This window comes from Paenibacillus sp. 1SOY10 (assembly GCF_056836745.1).
The window spans coordinates 326,065-343,492 of the sequence record NZ_JBXENK010000002.1 but is presented as its reverse complement, the minus strand read 5'-3'; the positions used below and the strand labels follow the sequence as shown (position 1 = coordinate 343,492).

The window sequence follows — 17,428 nt, the reverse complement described above, 5'->3', positions numbered from 1 at the left end:
TATCTCCTGACTTTATTTAGGGTTGAGCATGTTAAGAGGCTCCATGGCAATACGAATCCAATCCAGCGGCCTGAGGCTGGGTCCCTCAACAAGATCATTGAACAGCCATGCTATGGTTATCCCCAGGAACACACAAAACAGAACAAGATCACGTTTGGAGCGGTTCTTAAGCAAAAAAGGAATTTGCACAGCTCCGGCAACCACCAGCAGCAGTAATAGCATCAATCTCCACATCATCTGCGTTCCATCTCCCTTCTGGCGGGCTGAACGATGGAACCAATGCGGCGAATTTCTGCATCAGCATATACTTGAACCTTCATACTGCGGAAGCTGTCCTCCCAACGTTCTCTATATTTCTCCCACACTTTGGGATACTTTCGGTGTAGCGCTTCTCCAAAGCCGAATATATCTGCACCGTATTTCTGCTGAACTTCATGGATGCCGCCCTCCAGCAAAGAGGTTAGCTTATGTTCTAAATTTCTGCTGATTTGCTCGATAGATTCTACCTTACTCAAATCGGCAGAGCATTGAGCGGCATCCAGATTGGCTTCAGCCTTCAAACGAACAACGAACTGCGGGCGCTCCTCCTTGTCCAGGTGAACTTCCAGTTTGCTCCTCGCGCTGGTGATTTCAACACCGATGATGCCTCCGCCGGGACAGGGCACGTATCCTGAAGTCATCTCTACTTCATTCAAGACATAATTTGTAGCCTTGCTCCCGGCTTCCCCCACCCAGCCAACTAGGCGATCCTTAACAAATACCGCCAAGCCCGCATTTTCCAGCATGGTATCCGGTTTAATTTTCTTCACGTTGTTCAGCTTGTTACCTGTCTTCGGGTCCCCATGAAGTTCGACCCCTGACATAATCGGATTGGAGCCGCTTTGATCCAGTTCCGTAATGAATTGTTGAAGTGTAATCTTGCCCATCGCAGCCCATTCCTTGTTGGAGATCAATATGGAGGAATACAATGAATTCGATGGAATATGCTCGAAGGGCGTAACGACCTGAAGAATCTCCGCAGCATCCATCCCTTTGGCTACCAGCAAATAGAAGTCTGTACGCAGCTCATGATTACGTGAGATGTAATCCAGCACATCGCTGATGCCTTGACGGGCCATCTCCTCACCGAATACCAGCACACGCATATGCGATAAATACAACATCCGCGGCGTAACATTAAGCATACGCTGAAGGGCATCCGGAATGGTCTTGCCCACTGCACTATACGTAACGGCTGGCGAATTGCCTGAGGAACCCGACTGTTGAGAACCGACCTCGCTTGGGTTCATCACTTGGGCAGACACCACATAGCCGCCATCTTCCTGCAAATCGACCCCGAGCGCCATCACCACAGCCAATTCATTAAGCTCCTTCTTACTCCAACACCCTGGTAAAATAGCAAGACTGGCACAGAGTATCACCGTTAGCCAGGCATATCTCTGCATCTTCATTCATCCATCACCCGCTTATAGAGGTTGTTCCTTATATTAAGCTTTGCCGAAGTATTTCTTCGCCTCCCGGCGAGATACGCGCAGCAAGGTATCCTTCTGAGCCTTCCAACGAAACGGAGCCATCGATGTCATATAGGGTACCCCCAATGATTCCAGGCTGCACAGGTGCATCCCCAACACAATCAAGGCAATAATAATACCGTACATCCCGAATGAAGCGGATATTGCCATAAGTATAAACCGTAGCATCCGGGCCGATATCCCCACGTTAAAAGCTGGAAGCGCAAAGTTGGCTATCGCCGTAATAGAGACAACAATGACCATGGCTGCCGAGACCAACCCCGCTTCAACTGCCGCTTGGCCTATAACGAGTGTCCCTACAATCGATACGGATTGACCGATGGACTTGGGCAGACGAATACCGGCTTCCCGCAATATTTCAAATGTAATCTCCATAATCAAAGCCTCAATAAATGCGGGAAAAGGAACCCCCTCGCGCTGACCGATCAAGCTCACCAGCAGATTAGTAGGGATCATTTCCTGATGGAAGGTAGTAATGGCGATATACACCGATGGTGTGAGCAGGGCGATACCGAAACAGAGGTAACGGAGAAGTCGGACCATACTGGCGAAATCACCGCGCTGATAGTAGTCCTCACTGGATTGGAAGAATTGCGGGAACAGGGCCGGGACAGCAAGAACAAAGGGAGAACCCTCCACAAATATGGCGATGCGTCCCTCCAGAATTGTTGAAGCAATGACATCCGGACGCTCGGAGTTATACACCGTTGGAAACGGACTGTATCGCCGATCCTGAATCATTTCTTCAATATAATTACTCTCCAGAATGCTCTCCAACTGAATTGCGTCCAGCCTCCTTCTTAATTCCTCCAAAACACCCTGATCGGCCACTCCATCCAGGTACATCACGGCCACATCCGTTTGAGTCATTTCACCCAGCCTGCGCTCTTCAATTCGCAACCGGGGGTTCTGAATTCTTCTACGTACCAGCGCCGTGTTCTCACGCAGCGATTCGGTGAACCCTTCCCTGGGGCCACGAACCACAGATTGCGAAGTAGCCTCCTCTACGCCGCGCTGTTTCAAATCACGGGTGCCCACACTAATCGCGCATGCAGCTCCATCTATGTAAACGATCGTATCTCCGGATAGAAGCTCGGCGGTTATCTGCGAATAAGAATCGACGCCAGCTACCCGTCCCAGCGGAATCATCTCTGTACGCAATACCTCAAGATAGCCTGCGGGAGAATGCTCTTGAGGTGCGAGCCGACTCTCATGATCCAAGATAGCCTCCAGCAAATGTCTGGGCTCAGCCATGCCATCCACATACACGATAACAGCCTGAATTCCCCACACCATCATTTCCCGGTAAATAATATCCGGACTTTGCCCCAAAATGCCCTGCACATCTGCGATAAAGCGACGAATATCGGCCGAAATGCCTTTCTCTTTCTGTTCTGAGTGCGCTCGCCCCTTCGGCATATCGTCTCCTGCCTTTCTTTTTTTGCTATTATCACCCGGGTACGAGCTTCGTATGCATGAATGAATCGGGCAATACAAATAGTCCCGCCCTCTCCCGGGCGGGACTACGTTGTCTCATCATTCTATCAGAAAGCTACAAGACGGCAGATGTTCCCCCGTCAATATTGACCGCTGTCCCCGTAACGTACGAGGCGGCGGACGATACCAGAAAAGCGATGACTCGCGCAGCCTCCTCTGTCTGGCCTATGCGCCCAAGCGGAATACCGTGGCGCGGATCGGCGGCGAACTGCTCCCAGGTGAGCTGAGGCGCTATCTTCTGCCATCTTCTCTCGATTTGGGCACTGCGAATCAGACCGATGCAGACAGCATTCACACGAATGTTATCGCGGGCCAAATCCTTGCTCATCGCCTTGGTCAAGGCCAGGCCTGCCGAGCGGCTGACAGAGGTAGGCAATGAGGAAGCTCCCGGCGTTTTCCCGCCGATGGCGGTCACGTTCAGGATAGAACCGCCACCAGCCTTCCGCATATATGGAATAGAAGCCTTAGCGAAATGAATACCTCCAAATACTTTAAGATCCAGATCAGCAGTCCAGGCTGCCGCATCAAGCTGATCGAACGGCTGGGCAGCAGAAGTACCCGCGTTGTTCACCAGAATATCAATGCCTCCGAATTCTCTGGCCGCCTGTTCAACAGCACGCCCAGCCTCCGCTTCCTGGGAGACATCAGCCGTGATGAGTAGCGGCGCTGTTCCTGTCCGCTCCCGAATGAGCTCCGCCGCCTCTTGCAACGGCCCTTCGTTCCGAGCTACGATAGCAACCCGGGCTCCTTCTTCGGCCAGCAGCAATGCAGTGGCTCGGCCAATTCCCTGGCTACCACCGGTAATGATGGCTCGCTTGCCACGTAGGCCTAAATCCATGCTCTATCCCTCCTTAGCCTCTACCCTTTAATTTGCATTAACCCCTTGCTTTCAGGTAAGCAGCTTTATAATCCGCCGCCTTACGGGCAATGAGTGAGAAATTCTGCTGTTTGACTGCTTCGTTGGTCAGATCCGACCCGATCCCGACGGCAACTGCACCCGCGGCAACCCAGTCGCCAAGATTATCGAGCGACACGCCGCCGGTAGGCATAATGTTCGCTTGCGGCAATGGACCCTTGATGGCTTTGATCATGGATGGATCGTACAGGTTGCCCGGAAAGAGCTTCACAATGTCCGCACCCAGTTCCAGCGCCTCTTGGATTTCCTTAATAGTCATGCACCCCGGCATAACCGGCACGCGATACCGATTACACAAAGCAACCGTCGCGGGATTCAAGGATGGGCCTACGACGAATGTCGCCCCGCTCAGGATGGCTGCCCGAGCCGTCTCCGGATCAAGCACAGTTCCTACGCCAATGATGGCATAAGCCGATTCTTCCTCAGCATCCCAGGCATATTTGCGGGACAATTTCTCAATAGCCTGCAAAGCAAATGGAGTTGTCATCGTGATCTCAATAACCTTGATCCCGCCGGCAATCGCTTGCTCGGCCATCAACACAATTTCTTCGGGAGAGTTACCGCGTAATACGGCGACAACGCCTTCCTCCACAATTTTCTGAACAAGTTGCAGCTTCTTCATCTGACATTCCTCTTTTCCCTATGAAATATATGTAACCCTATTCATGATGAATGAATAGCACGCCATTTCCGTTGTCTTGCCAATATATCATTCGCTGCAAGCGGCTATTTTCCTTCTGAAATATTGCGGACCTGAAGGACAAGCTCAAAAGGTCAGGTTTTCAGCATCGAGAAGGTTTGTCTTCTATTTTAAATATTAATTATCTCCTTGTCAGTGTGTAAAGCACTTGTCAAATAAACCAAAAGAGATTAATATGAACATATATAAACAAAATAAACATAAACGAACATAAAGAGGAGGTTTTCGTATGGAACGGCGTTATGCTTCCCATCCGAATGAAGTCAAGGCATTTGATACTGAGCGTTTGCGTAAGGAATTCCATGTACCCAAGCTGTTTACTCCTAACCGTCTGGAGCTGGTGTTGACTCATGAGGATCGCTTCATTATCGGCGGAGCCGCACCGGTTGATCAGGAAGTTAAGCTGGAGACAGACTTGAAGGAACTGGGAGTGTCCTTCTTCCTTGAACGGCGTGAACTCGGCGCGATCAATGTAGGTGGCCCTGGACTGGTTGATGTCGATGGCAAGGAATACGAGTTGAACAACAAGGATTGTCTGTATGTGGGTCAAGGCTCGAAGGAAGTAATTTTCAAGAGCAAGGATGCCGCTAATCCGGCCAGATTCTATTTAAATTCCGCTCCGGCGCATCAAGCGTTCCCAACTGCCATCACCACGCTGAATGACGCAGAATCCGGCGCCCTGGGCTCTATTCAGAACTCTAACGAGCGGACGATACACCGTTTCATTCATGAGACGGGCATTCAAAGCGCGCAACTGGTTATGGGCATGACTCAACTCAAGACCGGCAACATGTGGAATACGATGCCTGCCCATGTCCATCCCCGCCGCATGGAAGCTTATATGTACTTCGATCTGCCAGAGGATGCCGTTGTATTCCATCTTATGGGTGAGCCTGACGAGACCCGCCACATCGTTATGCACAATGAACAGGCCGTCATTTCGCCAAGTTGGTCGATTCATAGCGGAGTAGGCACCAGCAATTATACCTTTATCTGGGGAATGGCCGGCGATAACAAGGCGTATGCCGACATGGACAGCGTTGCCATGAAGGACTTAAAATAAGGGCATTACCTGATGGAAGAGTGAAGTAGATATGAGCCAAATTCGACGGCACGAGAAAATTATGGAGGTTCTGCTGACGCACAAAGAAGTAACAGTGGCAGAATTAAGCGAACAGCTAGGCGTTACCGGCAAGACCATTCGCGAAGATCTGGCCAAGTTGGAGGAGCAAGGCTTGCTGATGCGGGTGCATGGCGGCGCGATACTCGCCCAAAGCGATCAGTACGGCATTTTACCCTCCAGGGAGCCGCTAGCCAAGCATGGCGAGGAGAAAAAAGAAATTGCCCGCAAAGCGCTTCTTCATATTCAAGATGGGGATATCATTGCCCTGGATGGGGGAAGCACTACGCTGGAGATCGCCCGGCGACTGGATAATCGGCCGCTCACCGTGGTCACTAACGACGTCTACATTATCAGTGAGTTGGCTGCCAAGGATCAGATTCGGCTGGTCGTACCCGGTGGCTACCGGGTTCGCAACATGCTGGCTGGTCCGGAATCTGCGACTTATATCCGGCAGCTTAACATTCAGAAGGCGTTCGTCTCAGCAACGGGCATCCATCCGGAGCATGGCTTGTCCATCTATACCGGCGATCTCATCGCCTTCAAGCGTGCCTTGATCGAAACCTCCCGCGAGGTCATCGCCGTTATGAACCACCAGAAATTCGGCCAGACGGCACTACGTACCTTCGCTCGGCTAGACGAGGTGACCCGCATTATTGCGGATCAAGGATTAACTCCCGCAACAGCTCGGTTATACGCAAACTCCAACGTGACCATCGAATAGAAATACATGCTGAAGGCACTAATTTATCATTTTGAAATGGAGAGTGTAAGCCAATGAAACTGTTTGACCTGTCAGGAAAGACAGCTCTCGTTACGGGAGCGGCAAGCGGACTCGGACAAGGCATTGCCGTCGGACTAGCTGAGGCCGGTGCCCATGTTGTGAATGTTTCTCTGGGCAGCAGTGCAGAGACAGTGGGCAAAATTGAAAGCTTGGGGCAGAAGTCTACCGAGATTATTGCGGATTTGAGTAACCATGACCAGCTTCAATCCATTTTTGATCAAGCCCTTCAATTGACCGGGCAGATTGATATCCTGGTCAATAATGCAGGGATTATTCGCCGCGCTCCGGCGAAGGACCATCCGACGAAAGACTGGTTCGATGTTATTGATCTGAACTTGAATACGGTATTTCTACTATCTCAAATCGCCGGTCGCCATATGATTGAACGTGGCAGTGGCAAGATCATTAATATCTGCTCGATGCTATCCTATCAAGGGGGCATCAATGTTCCGGGCTACACCGCCAGCAAGCATGGCGTAGCTGGCTTAACCAAAGCCTTCGCCAATGAATGGGCGGCCCATGGCTTGCAAATCAACGCCATCGCGCCAGGTTATATGGCCACGGATAACACGGCCCAAATTCGCGCGGATGAGAACCGGAAGAATTCTATCACCGATCGCATCCCCGCAGAGCGTTGGGGAACCCCTGAGGACCTTAAAGGTCCGGCGGTATTCCTGGCTTCCCCGGCTGCCGATTATCTGAACGGCCATATCCTCTGCGTGGACGGCGGCTGGATGGCACGCTAGTTCTTACATTTACACTTACACTAACGTTTAAAAGTGTGATGAACCCTTGGTCGAAGAGCCGATATGGAGCTGGAACAGCGAATGCGGTCGCCTTTAAACTCGGATTTTACCCTTGTCAGATTCAAGCATTGAAGAAAATCCGGGTTTAACAGCGAGTGGAAGCCCATATCGGCCGCAGGCCCCTAATAATTCATCGCGCTTTTTAAACAGAGATTATTTGCAGGCAGCTCCGTATCTCTTCGACGGCGGCTGCCTGTTTCCATTCTCTACGATATCCCAGGCAAGCGCAGATCATCTCCGTATTCTGATGAACCTGCTGCTTCCGATAATGTACATGCCCCATCACAGCGTATCGAACATTATACTTTTCATATAAATCCGTGTATTCTGTACTCCCGAGAAAGGCATTGAAGTATTCCCAGCGTGGATGCGGCATCGGCACCTTGAAGAAGGGATGTCCCAGCATATGGGTAACGAGAATAATCTGCTTGCCCTGATGCTTGATCAACTCCTGCTCCAGCGTTTCGTAGAAATAACGATGCATCTCCACGTTGCTTCTTCCCCATTTTACGTAAATGCTATCCTGCCAGGTACGTTCCCCCAGCATCATTTCCTCAAAATCAGCCGTTCCATATTTAGGCTCCCCCATCGTGTAATCATACCATCCGGTATTACCAATGACGGCCCATTGCTCATTCAACGTATAAGAACGTTCGCTTAAACAGCCGGAAAAGTTCTGATAGGCTCTATAAATCTCCCAGGTATCCGTAATTCCATTTTCTTTGCTCCAGTAATCATGGTTGCCAGGCACGAATAATACCGGAATGCCACTGGCCTCACGCAACTCCTCAAGAACCTTCAAGCTGATGTGCAAGTCATTGGATATATCCCCGGCGATAATTAATTGATTCAATTCCCGTTCCCGGACTACTTGCAACAACGCTTGCTCAATCGGGATATCTCCTTGCTGTTCGTTTAAATCTACATGAAGATCTGATATAACTCCGATGTTCATCCTATCTCTCTCCTTAGGTCTGATTCTGTTCCTGCATATAGATGGCAACTCACCATATTCCCTGCCGATTGAGGCGTTAGCTTGGGCTGGTCCTGCCGACATCTCTCCATGGCAAAAGGACACCGCGGATGAAAGGCGCAACCGGGGGGTGGGTCAACCGGACTTGGCAGGTCCCCCTGGAGTAAAATGCGCTCGCCCGCGACCTTCTTAACCCGGGGAATCGCGGAAAATAAGGCTCGCGTATACGGATGCAGAGGTTCGTGACTTCCTTGCGTCACATCCATAATCTCCACCATCTTCCCCAGATACATGACTCCAATCCGATCGCTCATATACTGCACGACATTCAGGTCGTGGGAGATAAATAGATACGTCAGCCCCAGGCTCTGCTGCAACTCCTTCAGCAGATTGAGAATCTGTGACTGAATGGACACGTCCAAGGCGGACACGGCCTCATCAATGACGATAAATTTGGGATTGAGGACAAGGGCTGCGGCGATGCCGACCCGTTGCCGCTGCCCACCGCTTAACTCATGGGGATATCGCTTCAGATAGCTCTGATCCAGTCCTACCTGCTCCAAGGCAGAAGCTACAATTCTCTGTCTTTCCTCCCTATCACCCATCCGGTGAATGACCAGGGGCTCTTCTAAAATCCAGCCAATCTGCTTCTTGGGATTCAAGGAGGCATACGGGTCCTGAAATACAATTTGCAGGTCGCGGCGCAGCGCCCTCATTCCCCGGCGGTCCAATCCGCCGATATCTGTTCCCTGGTAACGAATACTGCCTTCCGTCCGCTCTAGTAGCCGAACCAGCATTTGCCCTGTTGTAGACTTGCCGCAGCCACTTTCTCCCACTAGACCAAAGGTCTCCCCTGAATGAATCGTGAACGAGACATGATCCACCGCTTTGACATATTGCTGGCTTTCCCACAGACCTTGCCGGGGAACCGGATAATATTTAACCAGTTCTTCCACCTCGACCAAGGCGGTACTCATAAGCTCACCTCCATCTCCATAGTCGCCCCTTCGTACAAATGACAGCGAACCCAGTGATTGCCCGTTGGCTCCGTGAGGGAGGGAACCTTATCAGCGCAAATGTTCTCTGCATGGGGACATCGCCCAACGAACGGACAGCCGCCCCCGCGTTCGGCAAGAGCAGGTACACGGCCCGGAATAGTATGCAGCGGCTGATCTTTATGGCCGATATCCGGAATAGACTTGAGCAAGCCGACGGTATAAGGATGTTTTGGATTGTTCAGCAATTCTTCCACTGGAGCTTCTTCCACCACATAACCAGCATACATAACCATCACCCGGTCACTAATCTCGCGAATGACGCCCAAGTCATGGGAAATGAACAGCATGGCTGCTCCGGTCTCTTCCTTCATGTCCCTCAGCAAGCTAAGGATCTGCGCCTGGATGGTCACATCTAGTGCCGTTGTAGGTTCGTCCGCAATCAGTAATTGCGGCCGGCAAATCAGTGCCATCGCGATCATGACCCGTTGCCGCATCCCGCCCGACAATTGGTGAGGGTATTCGCGAAATAGCTGCTCCACGCGCGGCAAGCCAACTCGCTTCATTATATCCAGGGCAAGCTCCCGTGCTTCCTGGCGTGAGATTCTCATATGAATCAGTGCTGTCTCGGCAATTTGCTTGCCAATAGGGACTAGTGGATTTAGTGCCGTCATGGGGTCCTGAAAGATCATGGCCGCCTGCTTGCCTCGTACGTTGCCCCATTCCTCCGCACTTAAGGCATATAGGTTCGTCCCCTCCAACCAGATTTCTCCTTGGGTGACTTCTGCCCCTCCGGGCAACAACCCCATAACGGACAATGAGGTCAGGCTCTTGCCACAGCCGGATTCTCCCACGATTCCCAGCACTTCTCCTTCGTACAAGGTGAAGGAAATGCTTTGCAATGCCGGATATAAGGTTTTCCCGCCGGAGAAGGCCACTTCAAGATTCCTTACCTCCAATAGTGCCGTTCCCATCGCTTTTCCCCTCCTAGCCTTTCTTGTTGTAAACATCTCGAATGCCGTCGCCCAGCAAATTAAAGCCCAGAACCATAGCCGTCAGCACTACCCCGGTTAAAATGACATACCACGGCGCATTAACAATGAACGGCTGCGCTTCACTTAGCATTCGCCCCCAACTTGGGTCCGGGGGCTGGACACCCAGCCCCAGATAGCTAAGCCCAGCCTCTGCCAACACGGAGCCGGAGAAGCCCAGGGAAGCTGCAACGATCAAGGGAGAGACCATGTTCGGGAGAATATGCCGAATGATGATTCGCCAAGGCCCTGCCCCTTTCGCAATAGAGGCCTTCACAAAATCAAATTCCTTATATTGGATAAAGCCACTGCGAGCAATCCGTGAGAAAGACGGAATACTCATCAACCCAAGCGCCAGTATCGTATTATTCAGCCCAGGGCCAAACACGGAGACCAGCATGATCGCCAGCAAAATACCAGGGAATGCCTGCATGGCATCAATAAACCGCATGATTACCTCGTCCAGCCAGCCGCCGAAATAACCCGCAACAGCGCCGATAATTAGCCCACAGGCCAAACCGATGGACACAGAGGACACGCCGATGAGGAACGCTGTCTGCGCTCCCTCCATAATTCGGCTGAAAATATCCCGGCCAAAGTTATCCGTTCCCCACAGATGACTGGCTTGCGGCGGAGCCAGCCTCATCGCCGTATTCATTTCATTAGGTTCATAAGGGGTATAGAATAACCCCGTCACCATAAAGAGCAGTAGCAAGATGACCAGCATTCCGCCAATGATCAACGGTTTGCTGCGAAGCCAATTTTTAACGTTCATGATGGGTTCTCACCTTTTTAATCGAATACGGGGATCAATCACCTTATACAACAAATCAACAACGAAGTTGATCCCGACTACCAAAATAGCAATATACAATACCAGCGTCTGTACCAAGGGCAAATCACGTGTCCCAATAGAAGTAATCAGCAGATTACCCAGCCCCGGCAGTGCGAACACATTCTCCACCACAATACTGCCTCCAAGCGTATCGGTAATGATGAGACCAATGATCGTCACTACCGGAATCAGTGCATTACGCAAGATGTGACGGTACATAATGCCCTTCTCCCTCAGCCCCTTACTTCTGGCAGTCCGCACGTAGTCCATCCGGCTTTGATCCAGCAGCGTATTGCGCAGATATCTCGTGACAACAGCAATCCCGGGAATGGCTAGCGCCAGGGAAGGCAGGAACAGAGAATGCAACGCCCCCAACGGGTTTTCGCCCCAGGGGATGTAGCCGTATGTCGGGAACAGGCGGAAAGTAACCGAGAAGACCAGAATCAGGATAAAAGCAAGCCAAAAGGACGGCATCGCTACCCCCAATTGCGTCAGTGCCGACAGCCATACCGCCGGCCACTTCCCGTCATTTCTGGCGACGAGAGTCCCCAGGGGAACCCCTATCGCCAAGGTTAGCGTCAGAGAAAATAAGGCCAGAGAAACGGTAACGGGTACCCTCTCAGCTAAAATATCTGCCACCGGTCGTTGGTAGCGCAACGATTGACCCAAGTCACCTACAGCGGCGTTCTTAATCCAGGTCATATAGCGCTCTGCCACCGGACGATCAAGACCCATCGTTTGCCGCAACGCAGCCAACTGATGCGGATCAGCATCCACGCCCAGAATAATCTGGGCGGGATCACCGGGAAGAACCTGAAATACGAGAAAGGTAATGACTGATACGAGCAGCACAGTAGCGGCTAGCATGATCAGTTTCCGAATATAGAATCTCAAGATGCATGTCCCCTAAACTATTCTTCCGTAAAATACATGGCGGCGAAGTCATACTTTTGCACGGGATACATTTTAAAGCCTTGCAGGTTCTGCTTCATGGCTACATTCCGGCTCGGGTCCATAATAAATACTGCTACGGCTTGCTCTGTCAGTAATTCCTGAGCCTGCTTGTAGAGATCGGCGCGTGCCGTCTCATCCAGTTCCGTACGAGCTTGCTCAATCAGAGCATCAAATTCGTTGTTGCTGAACTTGTAAAAGTTCTTGGCATAAGTGGACTCATACCGTCCCAGCACCTCATGAGGGTCCAGCTTACCAGTCAAGCCGATAATAGTAGCTTCATACTTAGCATTGTTATATACGTCCTCCAGCCAACTGCTCCACTCAATCTGCTTCAGCGTTACACGTATACCTACCTGCTTAAGCTGCTCACTAATTACCTGGGCTGTGTCCACATGGAATTGATAATTGGAGGGTACGGTGATCGTCAAATCAAATCCGTCCTCATAACCCGCTTCCTTCAGCAATGCCTTGGCTTGCTCCACATTTGGCGCGTAACGGTCCTCCAGTCCTTCCTGATAATACATCTTCATTGCCGGGCTCATGTTGGAGCCGAGTGGAGTCCCATTCCCATCAGATACGGTTTGAATAATGACATTCTTATCTACGGCCAGATTAATAGCTTGGCGAACCTTAACGTCATCCAGCGGCTTTACCGAGTTGTTAAGTGCCATCAACTGCACCATATTTTGTGGACCAGACACAATGTTATAACCGTCTCCCAATTGCAGAGCGCCTTGCGCGCTTACACCAGGGACCATATCAATATCACCGGCTTGCAGCGCCAGCACTGAGGAATTCGCATCCGGCATGATTTTGAATTCTACACGATCTAGCTTGGGAGTCCGTTCTTTATCGTAAAAGTCGGCGTTCTTCTCTAGCACTAACTGCTGTCCAGGTTGGTATTCTACGAATTTGAACGGTCCCGCCCCTATGGGCTGCTGGCTTTGCTGGTCATAATCTTTCGGGACGATGGCTGCGATGTTTGCCGCCAGGAAGGCCGCATCCTGACCCTTAAGCTTGATGGTCACCGTATGATCGTCCGGCGTCTCTATACTGTCTACACCGGAGAATTTGGACGACAGCGGTTCTTGTCCATCCAGTCCTGCCAGCTTGGCGTAAGAGTAATAGACATCTTCCGAGGTCAAGGCAGAACCATCATGGAATACTACGCCTTGCTTTAATTTGAATGTATAAGTCAGACCATCCTCCGAGACTTCATAAGATTCTGCAATGGCCGGAACCAGCTCTCCGTTCTCTCCCGCTTCAAATAAGCCGTCAAACACGTTATCCATCATGGAGTTCGTATCGGTAGCCGCCGAGAGGTAAGGGTCCAGATTATCAGGCTCTGTAGCAATGGATACTCTGACTGTTCCTCCCTCCTTAATCTTTGTTTGCTCCTTCTCTGTCGCTGCTCCCGTGTTTGCGGGCTGATTGCCCGTTGGAGCAGGCTGAGTGGCGTTCCCTCCGCACCCTGTAATAATGATCGCTAGCAAGGTGACTGTCGATAATCCTGCAACCCACTTCTTGTTCCAATTCATGATGATTTGCTCCTCTCCATGATCCAATATGTTTTTTGAACTTATAACTGTTATAGTTGCAAACTCCACTTCAAGCCCGTACGGGCCAGTTCAATGGGACCCTCATAATAGCGTCCCGCTTCTAACTTAAGTTGCTGATGTTCGCCGTAATGCGGAAGATGCGTCAGAATCAAATGACCAACGTCAGCCAAGCGGGCTACCTCACCCGCTTCCCCTGCCGTGAGATGTCCTGACATCATCCCCTTCTGCACTTCGTAGAAGCTACTCTCCAGCACAAGCAGATCAGCGTTTGAGGCAAATTCAATGAAGCTCTGACAGAATCCCGTATCCCCCGAGTACACCATCTGCCCCTCTTGGGACGTCGCTTTGATAGCGCAGCAGGGGACCTCATGTACAGTTTCCTGGAATGAGAAAGTGACTTCTCCAATCCTTACGGTCTGTTCTATATCAATGGCGTGTACCCTGACATATTCCGGATAAGCAAAATGCAGGCTTTCCGTAGCAGTGCCATACACATATACATCCAGCGGCTTTGCGCGTTTGCCAATCTGCGTCAACACCAAGGCAGCAAATTCAAGGGCATAAGCATCCGCAAAATGATCAGCATGCGTATGGGTGATGAACACCGCATCCAGTTGCTCCAATTCGATTTCATTTTGCAGCAGCGACAGCACACCACTACCACAGTCCAGCAACACGGCACACTCCTTATGTCTCAGCAAATAACCTGAAGTCGCTTCATTTTTGGCAGGGAATGCTCCCCAATACCCGATTACCGTAAGCTCCATTCCGTTCCATCCCTTACTGTTGTCGTTAAGTTCTACCGCGATTTGTGCATCCATTCGAAGCTGTCCTGGAACTCCTTGAACATGAATTCCATCCGTTCCAGATTGCCCTGTACCCGGTCCTTGTCCAGGTAGGAAATTTCATTAATAATTGCATTTACCACCGATAGAGAAGCCGTATACGAGTCAAGAAAGCCCGTAGACTTACACTCCGCCAGCAATACCAGGTCAGCAAGCTTGGCAAAGGGGGATAAGCCCGAATCGGTAAGCACAATCAATTGGGCCTGCTGTTCCTTGGCTAATCTGGACAGCTTCAGAGTTCTGGAACAATATCTTGGAAATCCGCAAGCAAATACAACATCTCCCGGCTTAATGTACGGTGCGTATTCCGCAACACCCCCTTGTGGAATCAACTCACAGTTGCCCAGCATGTATTTCATCACAAAACTGAAGAAAGCCGTAACTGACAACCCCATTCTCCATCCGACCACCCAGATTCGATCAGCCTGCAGGAGCAAACGGGCTGCCTCATGAATATGGCCTTGCTCCAACTGCAGCATCGTTTGCCGAATATTCTCTGCTTCCTGGTTAAAGTGCTTCTCCAACCAGGACTCCTCCTGCCGGGAGGTGGACTGAATGAAGTTATGGACAGCTCGCCGGTCGTGAATCACAAGTTGTCTTAAATCCTGATGCATTTCAGAAAAGCTCGAATACGCCAGCGCCTGGGCCAAACGATGAACCGTAGCTTCGCTCACCCCCGACTTCTCAGCAATTCGCTGTGCCGATTGCAGCGCCGCTTCTCGCAGATGACTCTGAATATAGTGAGCCACCTTCTTCTGGCTTAAGCTCAAGCTCTCGAACTGTTCACCAATACGCTCTTCAATTCTCGACATGCCCTTGTCTCCCTACTCCAGATTCAGACAATTGCCCCGGCATTGCCGGATGTCCCAGATAAGCGGGAAGCTCATGGACCCCGGATATGACCTGTCCGTAGCTCAGTTCTTCAATCCCTTGCTTACCGTAAGGATTAATGAGCAGACAGCTCATCCCGACCTGGCTGGAGCCAATATAATCGTCGTAGTAATTATCGCCGACATAAAGAGACTGCTCTGCCGTAATACCGGCTTTCTGCAAAGCATGAATGAATATAGCCGGATCAGGCTTCTCTATTTCCAACTCTGAGGAAATGACAATGATGTCCAACTCCTCGTCGAGTTGATTTCTCCGCAGGACTTCACGAGCAGTCTTGTCCCAATTGGAGATCAGACCCACACCGTAACCAAGCTCTTTCAAATACCGCAGCGTTGGCTTACTGTATGAGAAGGCGCTCCAACCGGTAGCCTGTTCCTTGATCACTGTGCGGTGTACTTGCAGCACCTCTTCAATCGGCAAGCTCAATTGCAAATAGTAGTTCAACACGCCAATATACCAAGGCATATACGATCTGCTATCCCTGCCCAATACCCCCCGAAATTCTCGCATAAATAGCTTGTCCGCCAAATGATAGGCTATCGTAATTTCGTTCAGCGTTTTCACCACGCCAAGACCCTGCAATGTTTGCAGATAGACCTCTTCACGGTTCGTCCTCACCAAGGTATAGCCAAGATCAAACCATACATATCGAATCATAGATGCCTCCGTTTTTCTCATGTAGCCTTTCCTTCATGCACTACACAAATGTTTGTTTTCCTTCATCCATGACTCCATCTTAGAATTAAAGTATTTGCCCGAAATCAATTCAAATGATGAATTTCGTAAATGTCCCCCATCGGAAAAATTTACTAAAGTAGCTAATTGATAGAGTTGGCAGTTATACTGTGATTAGAGCTTGTTATAGATCATTCATGAAGGGAGCGTATAACATGATTCAACAGAAAAGGAAGGACGGGGCCGCCCCTTTATACTGGTCTCTTCTCAGCGATGAAGGCAGCCCTCTGTATATCGTGGCCACGGCGAAGGGCCTTGCTTACGTAGGCTCTCCCCATCAGCCGTTAGCTGATCTGGAAGCCTGGGCTTCCCGCTGCTTCCCCGGCTCCCCGCTTGAGCGCAACGATCAAGCATTATCATCCTATATAGCTGAGCTAACAGCCTATTTGCAGGGGGAGCAGGAGTCATTCACCCCCCAATTTGATGTGAGGGGAACCCCGTTCCAGCTTGCTGTCTGGCAAGCCCTGCGTGCCATTCCCTATGGTCAAACCCGGTGCTACGCGGACATTGCAGCAGGGATTGGCAAGCCAGCCGCAGTTCGCGCCGTCGGGACCGCCATTGGCGCTAATCCCGTTCTTATCGCCATCCCCTGCCATCGCGTGATTGGCAAGGACGGGACGCTCACCGGCTACCGCGGGGGATTGGACATGAAGAACCGATTGCTTGAACTCGAACAAAACGGCTGCTCCCCGAAGTAACTTCGGTAAGCAGCCGTTTAGGTTTCATTGCATATAGTACATATTGAAAATTAGATTTGTCAGCATTGAATGGTTATGACAGCTTGGGCAGAATCGCTCTGACTTGCAGCTACCTCCACTTGCTTCACACACTCCTGACCATTCGGTACAATGACAGGCGTAATCACGGGATAACCCGCTTGCCCAATCAAGGCGATATCAAATTCCAACAGCAATTGTCCACGCGTTATGTTGTCCCCGGTTTTGACGTGTGCTGTAAACCCCTCACCCTTCAGAGACACGGTATTCATTCCAACATGAATCAGAATTTGCGCGCCGGAGGCGTGCTCCAGCATAATCGCATGCTTGCTCTTCTCCATCAAGTGAACAACCTTACCATCAAACGGAGCGATGACTTTCCCCTCCGTGGGCTGAATAGCAATGCCTTCCCCCATCATTTTAGCGGCAAAGGCTTCATCAGGCACTTGCTCCAAGGCTACCAACGTACCGGGCACTGGAGACGGAATCTCCACCACTACCGGAACTGCTTGCTTCTTCTTCCAACCAAACACAGTGAC

The 17,428-nt window shown here is 50.8% G+C and carries 19 protein-coding genes; 4 read left to right on the top strand and 15 right to left on the bottom strand.

Annotated features, from left to right (window positions below; translation table 11 throughout):
- Positions 1–12: 12 nt before the first annotated feature.
- From AC1VOR_RS07415 to AC1VOR_RS07395, 5 genes are all read right to left on the bottom strand, one after another.
- The gene (locus AC1VOR_RS07415) at positions 13–237 is read right to left on the bottom strand and encodes a hypothetical protein (RefSeq protein WP_482616903.1); all 225 of its coding nucleotides are present in this window, start codon (positions 235–237) and stop codon (positions 13–15) included.
- Positions 234–1,451 (bottom strand): Ger(x)C family spore germination protein, encoded by a 1,218-nt coding sequence (locus AC1VOR_RS07410; RefSeq protein WP_482616902.1) that lies wholly within the window; start codon positions 1,449–1,451, stop codon positions 234–236. Before AC1VOR_RS07410 ends, AC1VOR_RS07415 begins: the two co-directional genes overlap by 4 nt.
- A gap of 36 nt (positions 1,452–1,487) precedes the next feature.
- Positions 1,488–2,951, bottom strand: coding sequence for a spore germination protein (locus tag AC1VOR_RS07405; RefSeq protein ID WP_482616901.1), 1,464 nt, complete (start codon positions 2,949–2,951; stop codon positions 1,488–1,490).
- A gap of 133 nt (positions 2,952–3,084) precedes the next feature.
- A complete protein-coding gene (locus AC1VOR_RS07400; RefSeq protein ID WP_482616900.1) occupies positions 3,085–3,867 on the bottom strand; it encodes an SDR family NAD(P)-dependent oxidoreductase in 783 nt (260 codons plus the stop codon).
- 37 nt (positions 3,868–3,904) lie between these two features.
- Positions 3,905–4,567 (bottom strand): bifunctional 2-keto-4-hydroxyglutarate aldolase/2-keto-3-deoxy-6-phosphogluconate aldolase, encoded by a 663-nt coding sequence (locus tag AC1VOR_RS07395; protein ID WP_482616899.1) that lies wholly within the window; start codon positions 4,565–4,567, stop codon positions 3,905–3,907.
- Between the two features lie 307 nt (positions 4,568–4,874).
- Between AC1VOR_RS07395 and kduI the strand changes: the two genes are divergently transcribed.
- From kduI to kduD, 3 genes are read left to right on the top strand one after another with little or no spacing between them, the layout of a single operon-like run.
- Complete coding sequence (kduI, locus tag AC1VOR_RS07390; RefSeq protein WP_482616897.1) at positions 4,875–5,708, top strand: 5-dehydro-4-deoxy-D-glucuronate isomerase; 834 nt, start codon at positions 4,875–4,877, stop codon at positions 5,706–5,708.
- A 31-nt stretch (positions 5,709–5,739) separates the two neighbouring features.
- On the top strand, positions 5,740–6,489 hold the full coding sequence (locus AC1VOR_RS07385; protein ID WP_482616896.1) for a DeoR/GlpR family DNA-binding transcription regulator: 750 nt from the start codon (positions 5,740–5,742) through the stop codon (positions 6,487–6,489).
- Positions 6,490–6,542: 53 nt separating this feature from the next.
- The gene (kduD, locus tag AC1VOR_RS07380) at positions 6,543–7,295 is read left to right on the top strand and encodes a 2-dehydro-3-deoxy-D-gluconate 5-dehydrogenase KduD (RefSeq protein WP_482616895.1); all 753 of its coding nucleotides are present in this window, start codon (positions 6,543–6,545) and stop codon (positions 7,293–7,295) included.
- Between the two features lie 202 nt (positions 7,296–7,497).
- On the opposite strand, the gene AC1VOR_RS07375 is transcribed toward kduD, so the two are convergent.
- Genes AC1VOR_RS07375 through AC1VOR_RS07335 form a run of 9 tightly spaced genes read right to left on the bottom strand, consistent with a single transcriptional unit; the run spans position 7,498 to position 16,116 of the window.
- Entirely contained in the window at positions 7,498–8,310 is an 813-nt protein-coding gene (locus AC1VOR_RS07375; protein ID WP_482616893.1) for a metallophosphoesterase, read from the bottom strand.
- Positions 8,307–9,305, bottom strand: coding sequence for an ABC transporter ATP-binding protein (locus AC1VOR_RS07370; RefSeq protein WP_482616890.1), 999 nt, complete (start codon positions 9,303–9,305; stop codon positions 8,307–8,309). Before AC1VOR_RS07370 ends, AC1VOR_RS07375 begins: the two co-directional genes overlap by 4 nt.
- Entirely contained in the window at positions 9,302–10,297 is a 996-nt protein-coding gene (locus AC1VOR_RS07365) for an ABC transporter ATP-binding protein (protein WP_482616889.1), read from the bottom strand. The genes AC1VOR_RS07370 and AC1VOR_RS07365 overlap by 4 nt, the downstream gene beginning before the upstream one ends.
- A 13-nt stretch (positions 10,298–10,310) precedes the next feature.
- Positions 10,311–11,129, bottom strand: a complete 819-nt coding sequence (locus tag AC1VOR_RS07360; protein ID WP_482616888.1) for an ABC transporter permease — start codon at positions 11,127–11,129, stop codon at positions 10,311–10,313.
- 9 nt (positions 11,130–11,138) lie between these two features.
- The gene (locus AC1VOR_RS07355; protein WP_482616886.1) at positions 11,139–12,083 is read right to left on the bottom strand and encodes an ABC transporter permease; all 945 of its coding nucleotides are present in this window, start codon (positions 12,081–12,083) and stop codon (positions 11,139–11,141) included.
- A 17-nt stretch (positions 12,084–12,100) separates the two neighbouring features.
- Positions 12,101–13,681, bottom strand: coding sequence for an ABC transporter substrate-binding protein (locus AC1VOR_RS07350; RefSeq protein WP_482616885.1), 1,581 nt, complete (start codon positions 13,679–13,681; stop codon positions 12,101–12,103).
- A gap of 50 nt (positions 13,682–13,731) precedes the next feature.
- On the bottom strand, positions 13,732–14,523 hold the full coding sequence (locus AC1VOR_RS07345; protein ID WP_482616883.1) for an MBL fold metallo-hydrolase: 792 nt from the start codon (positions 14,521–14,523) through the stop codon (positions 13,732–13,734).
- Positions 14,502–15,359 carry a MurR/RpiR family transcriptional regulator gene (locus AC1VOR_RS07340; protein ID WP_482616882.1) on the bottom strand — a complete coding sequence of 286 codons (858 nt, stop codon included), beginning with the start codon at positions 15,357–15,359 and terminating at the stop codon, positions 14,502–14,504. The genes AC1VOR_RS07345 and AC1VOR_RS07340 overlap by 22 nt, the downstream gene beginning before the upstream one ends.
- On the bottom strand, positions 15,346–16,116 hold the full coding sequence (locus AC1VOR_RS07335; RefSeq protein ID WP_482616881.1) for an HAD family hydrolase: 771 nt from the start codon (positions 16,114–16,116) through the stop codon (positions 15,346–15,348). Before AC1VOR_RS07335 ends, AC1VOR_RS07340 begins: the two co-directional genes overlap by 14 nt.
- Before the next feature lie 212 nt (positions 16,117–16,328).
- Here AC1VOR_RS07335 and AC1VOR_RS07330 point away from each other — a divergent pair, with 212 nt between their 5' ends.
- Entirely contained in the window at positions 16,329–16,871 is a 543-nt protein-coding gene (locus AC1VOR_RS07330) for a methylated-DNA--[protein]-cysteine S-methyltransferase (RefSeq protein ID WP_482616879.1), read from the top strand.
- Between the two features lie 59 nt (positions 16,872–16,930).
- Here AC1VOR_RS07330 and AC1VOR_RS07325 read toward each other — a convergent pair whose 3' ends face one another.
- Positions 16,931–17,422 (bottom strand): PTS sugar transporter subunit IIA, encoded by a 492-nt coding sequence (locus tag AC1VOR_RS07325; RefSeq protein WP_482616877.1) that lies wholly within the window; start codon positions 17,420–17,422, stop codon positions 16,931–16,933.
- Between the last annotated feature and the right edge of the window lie 6 nt (positions 17,423–17,428).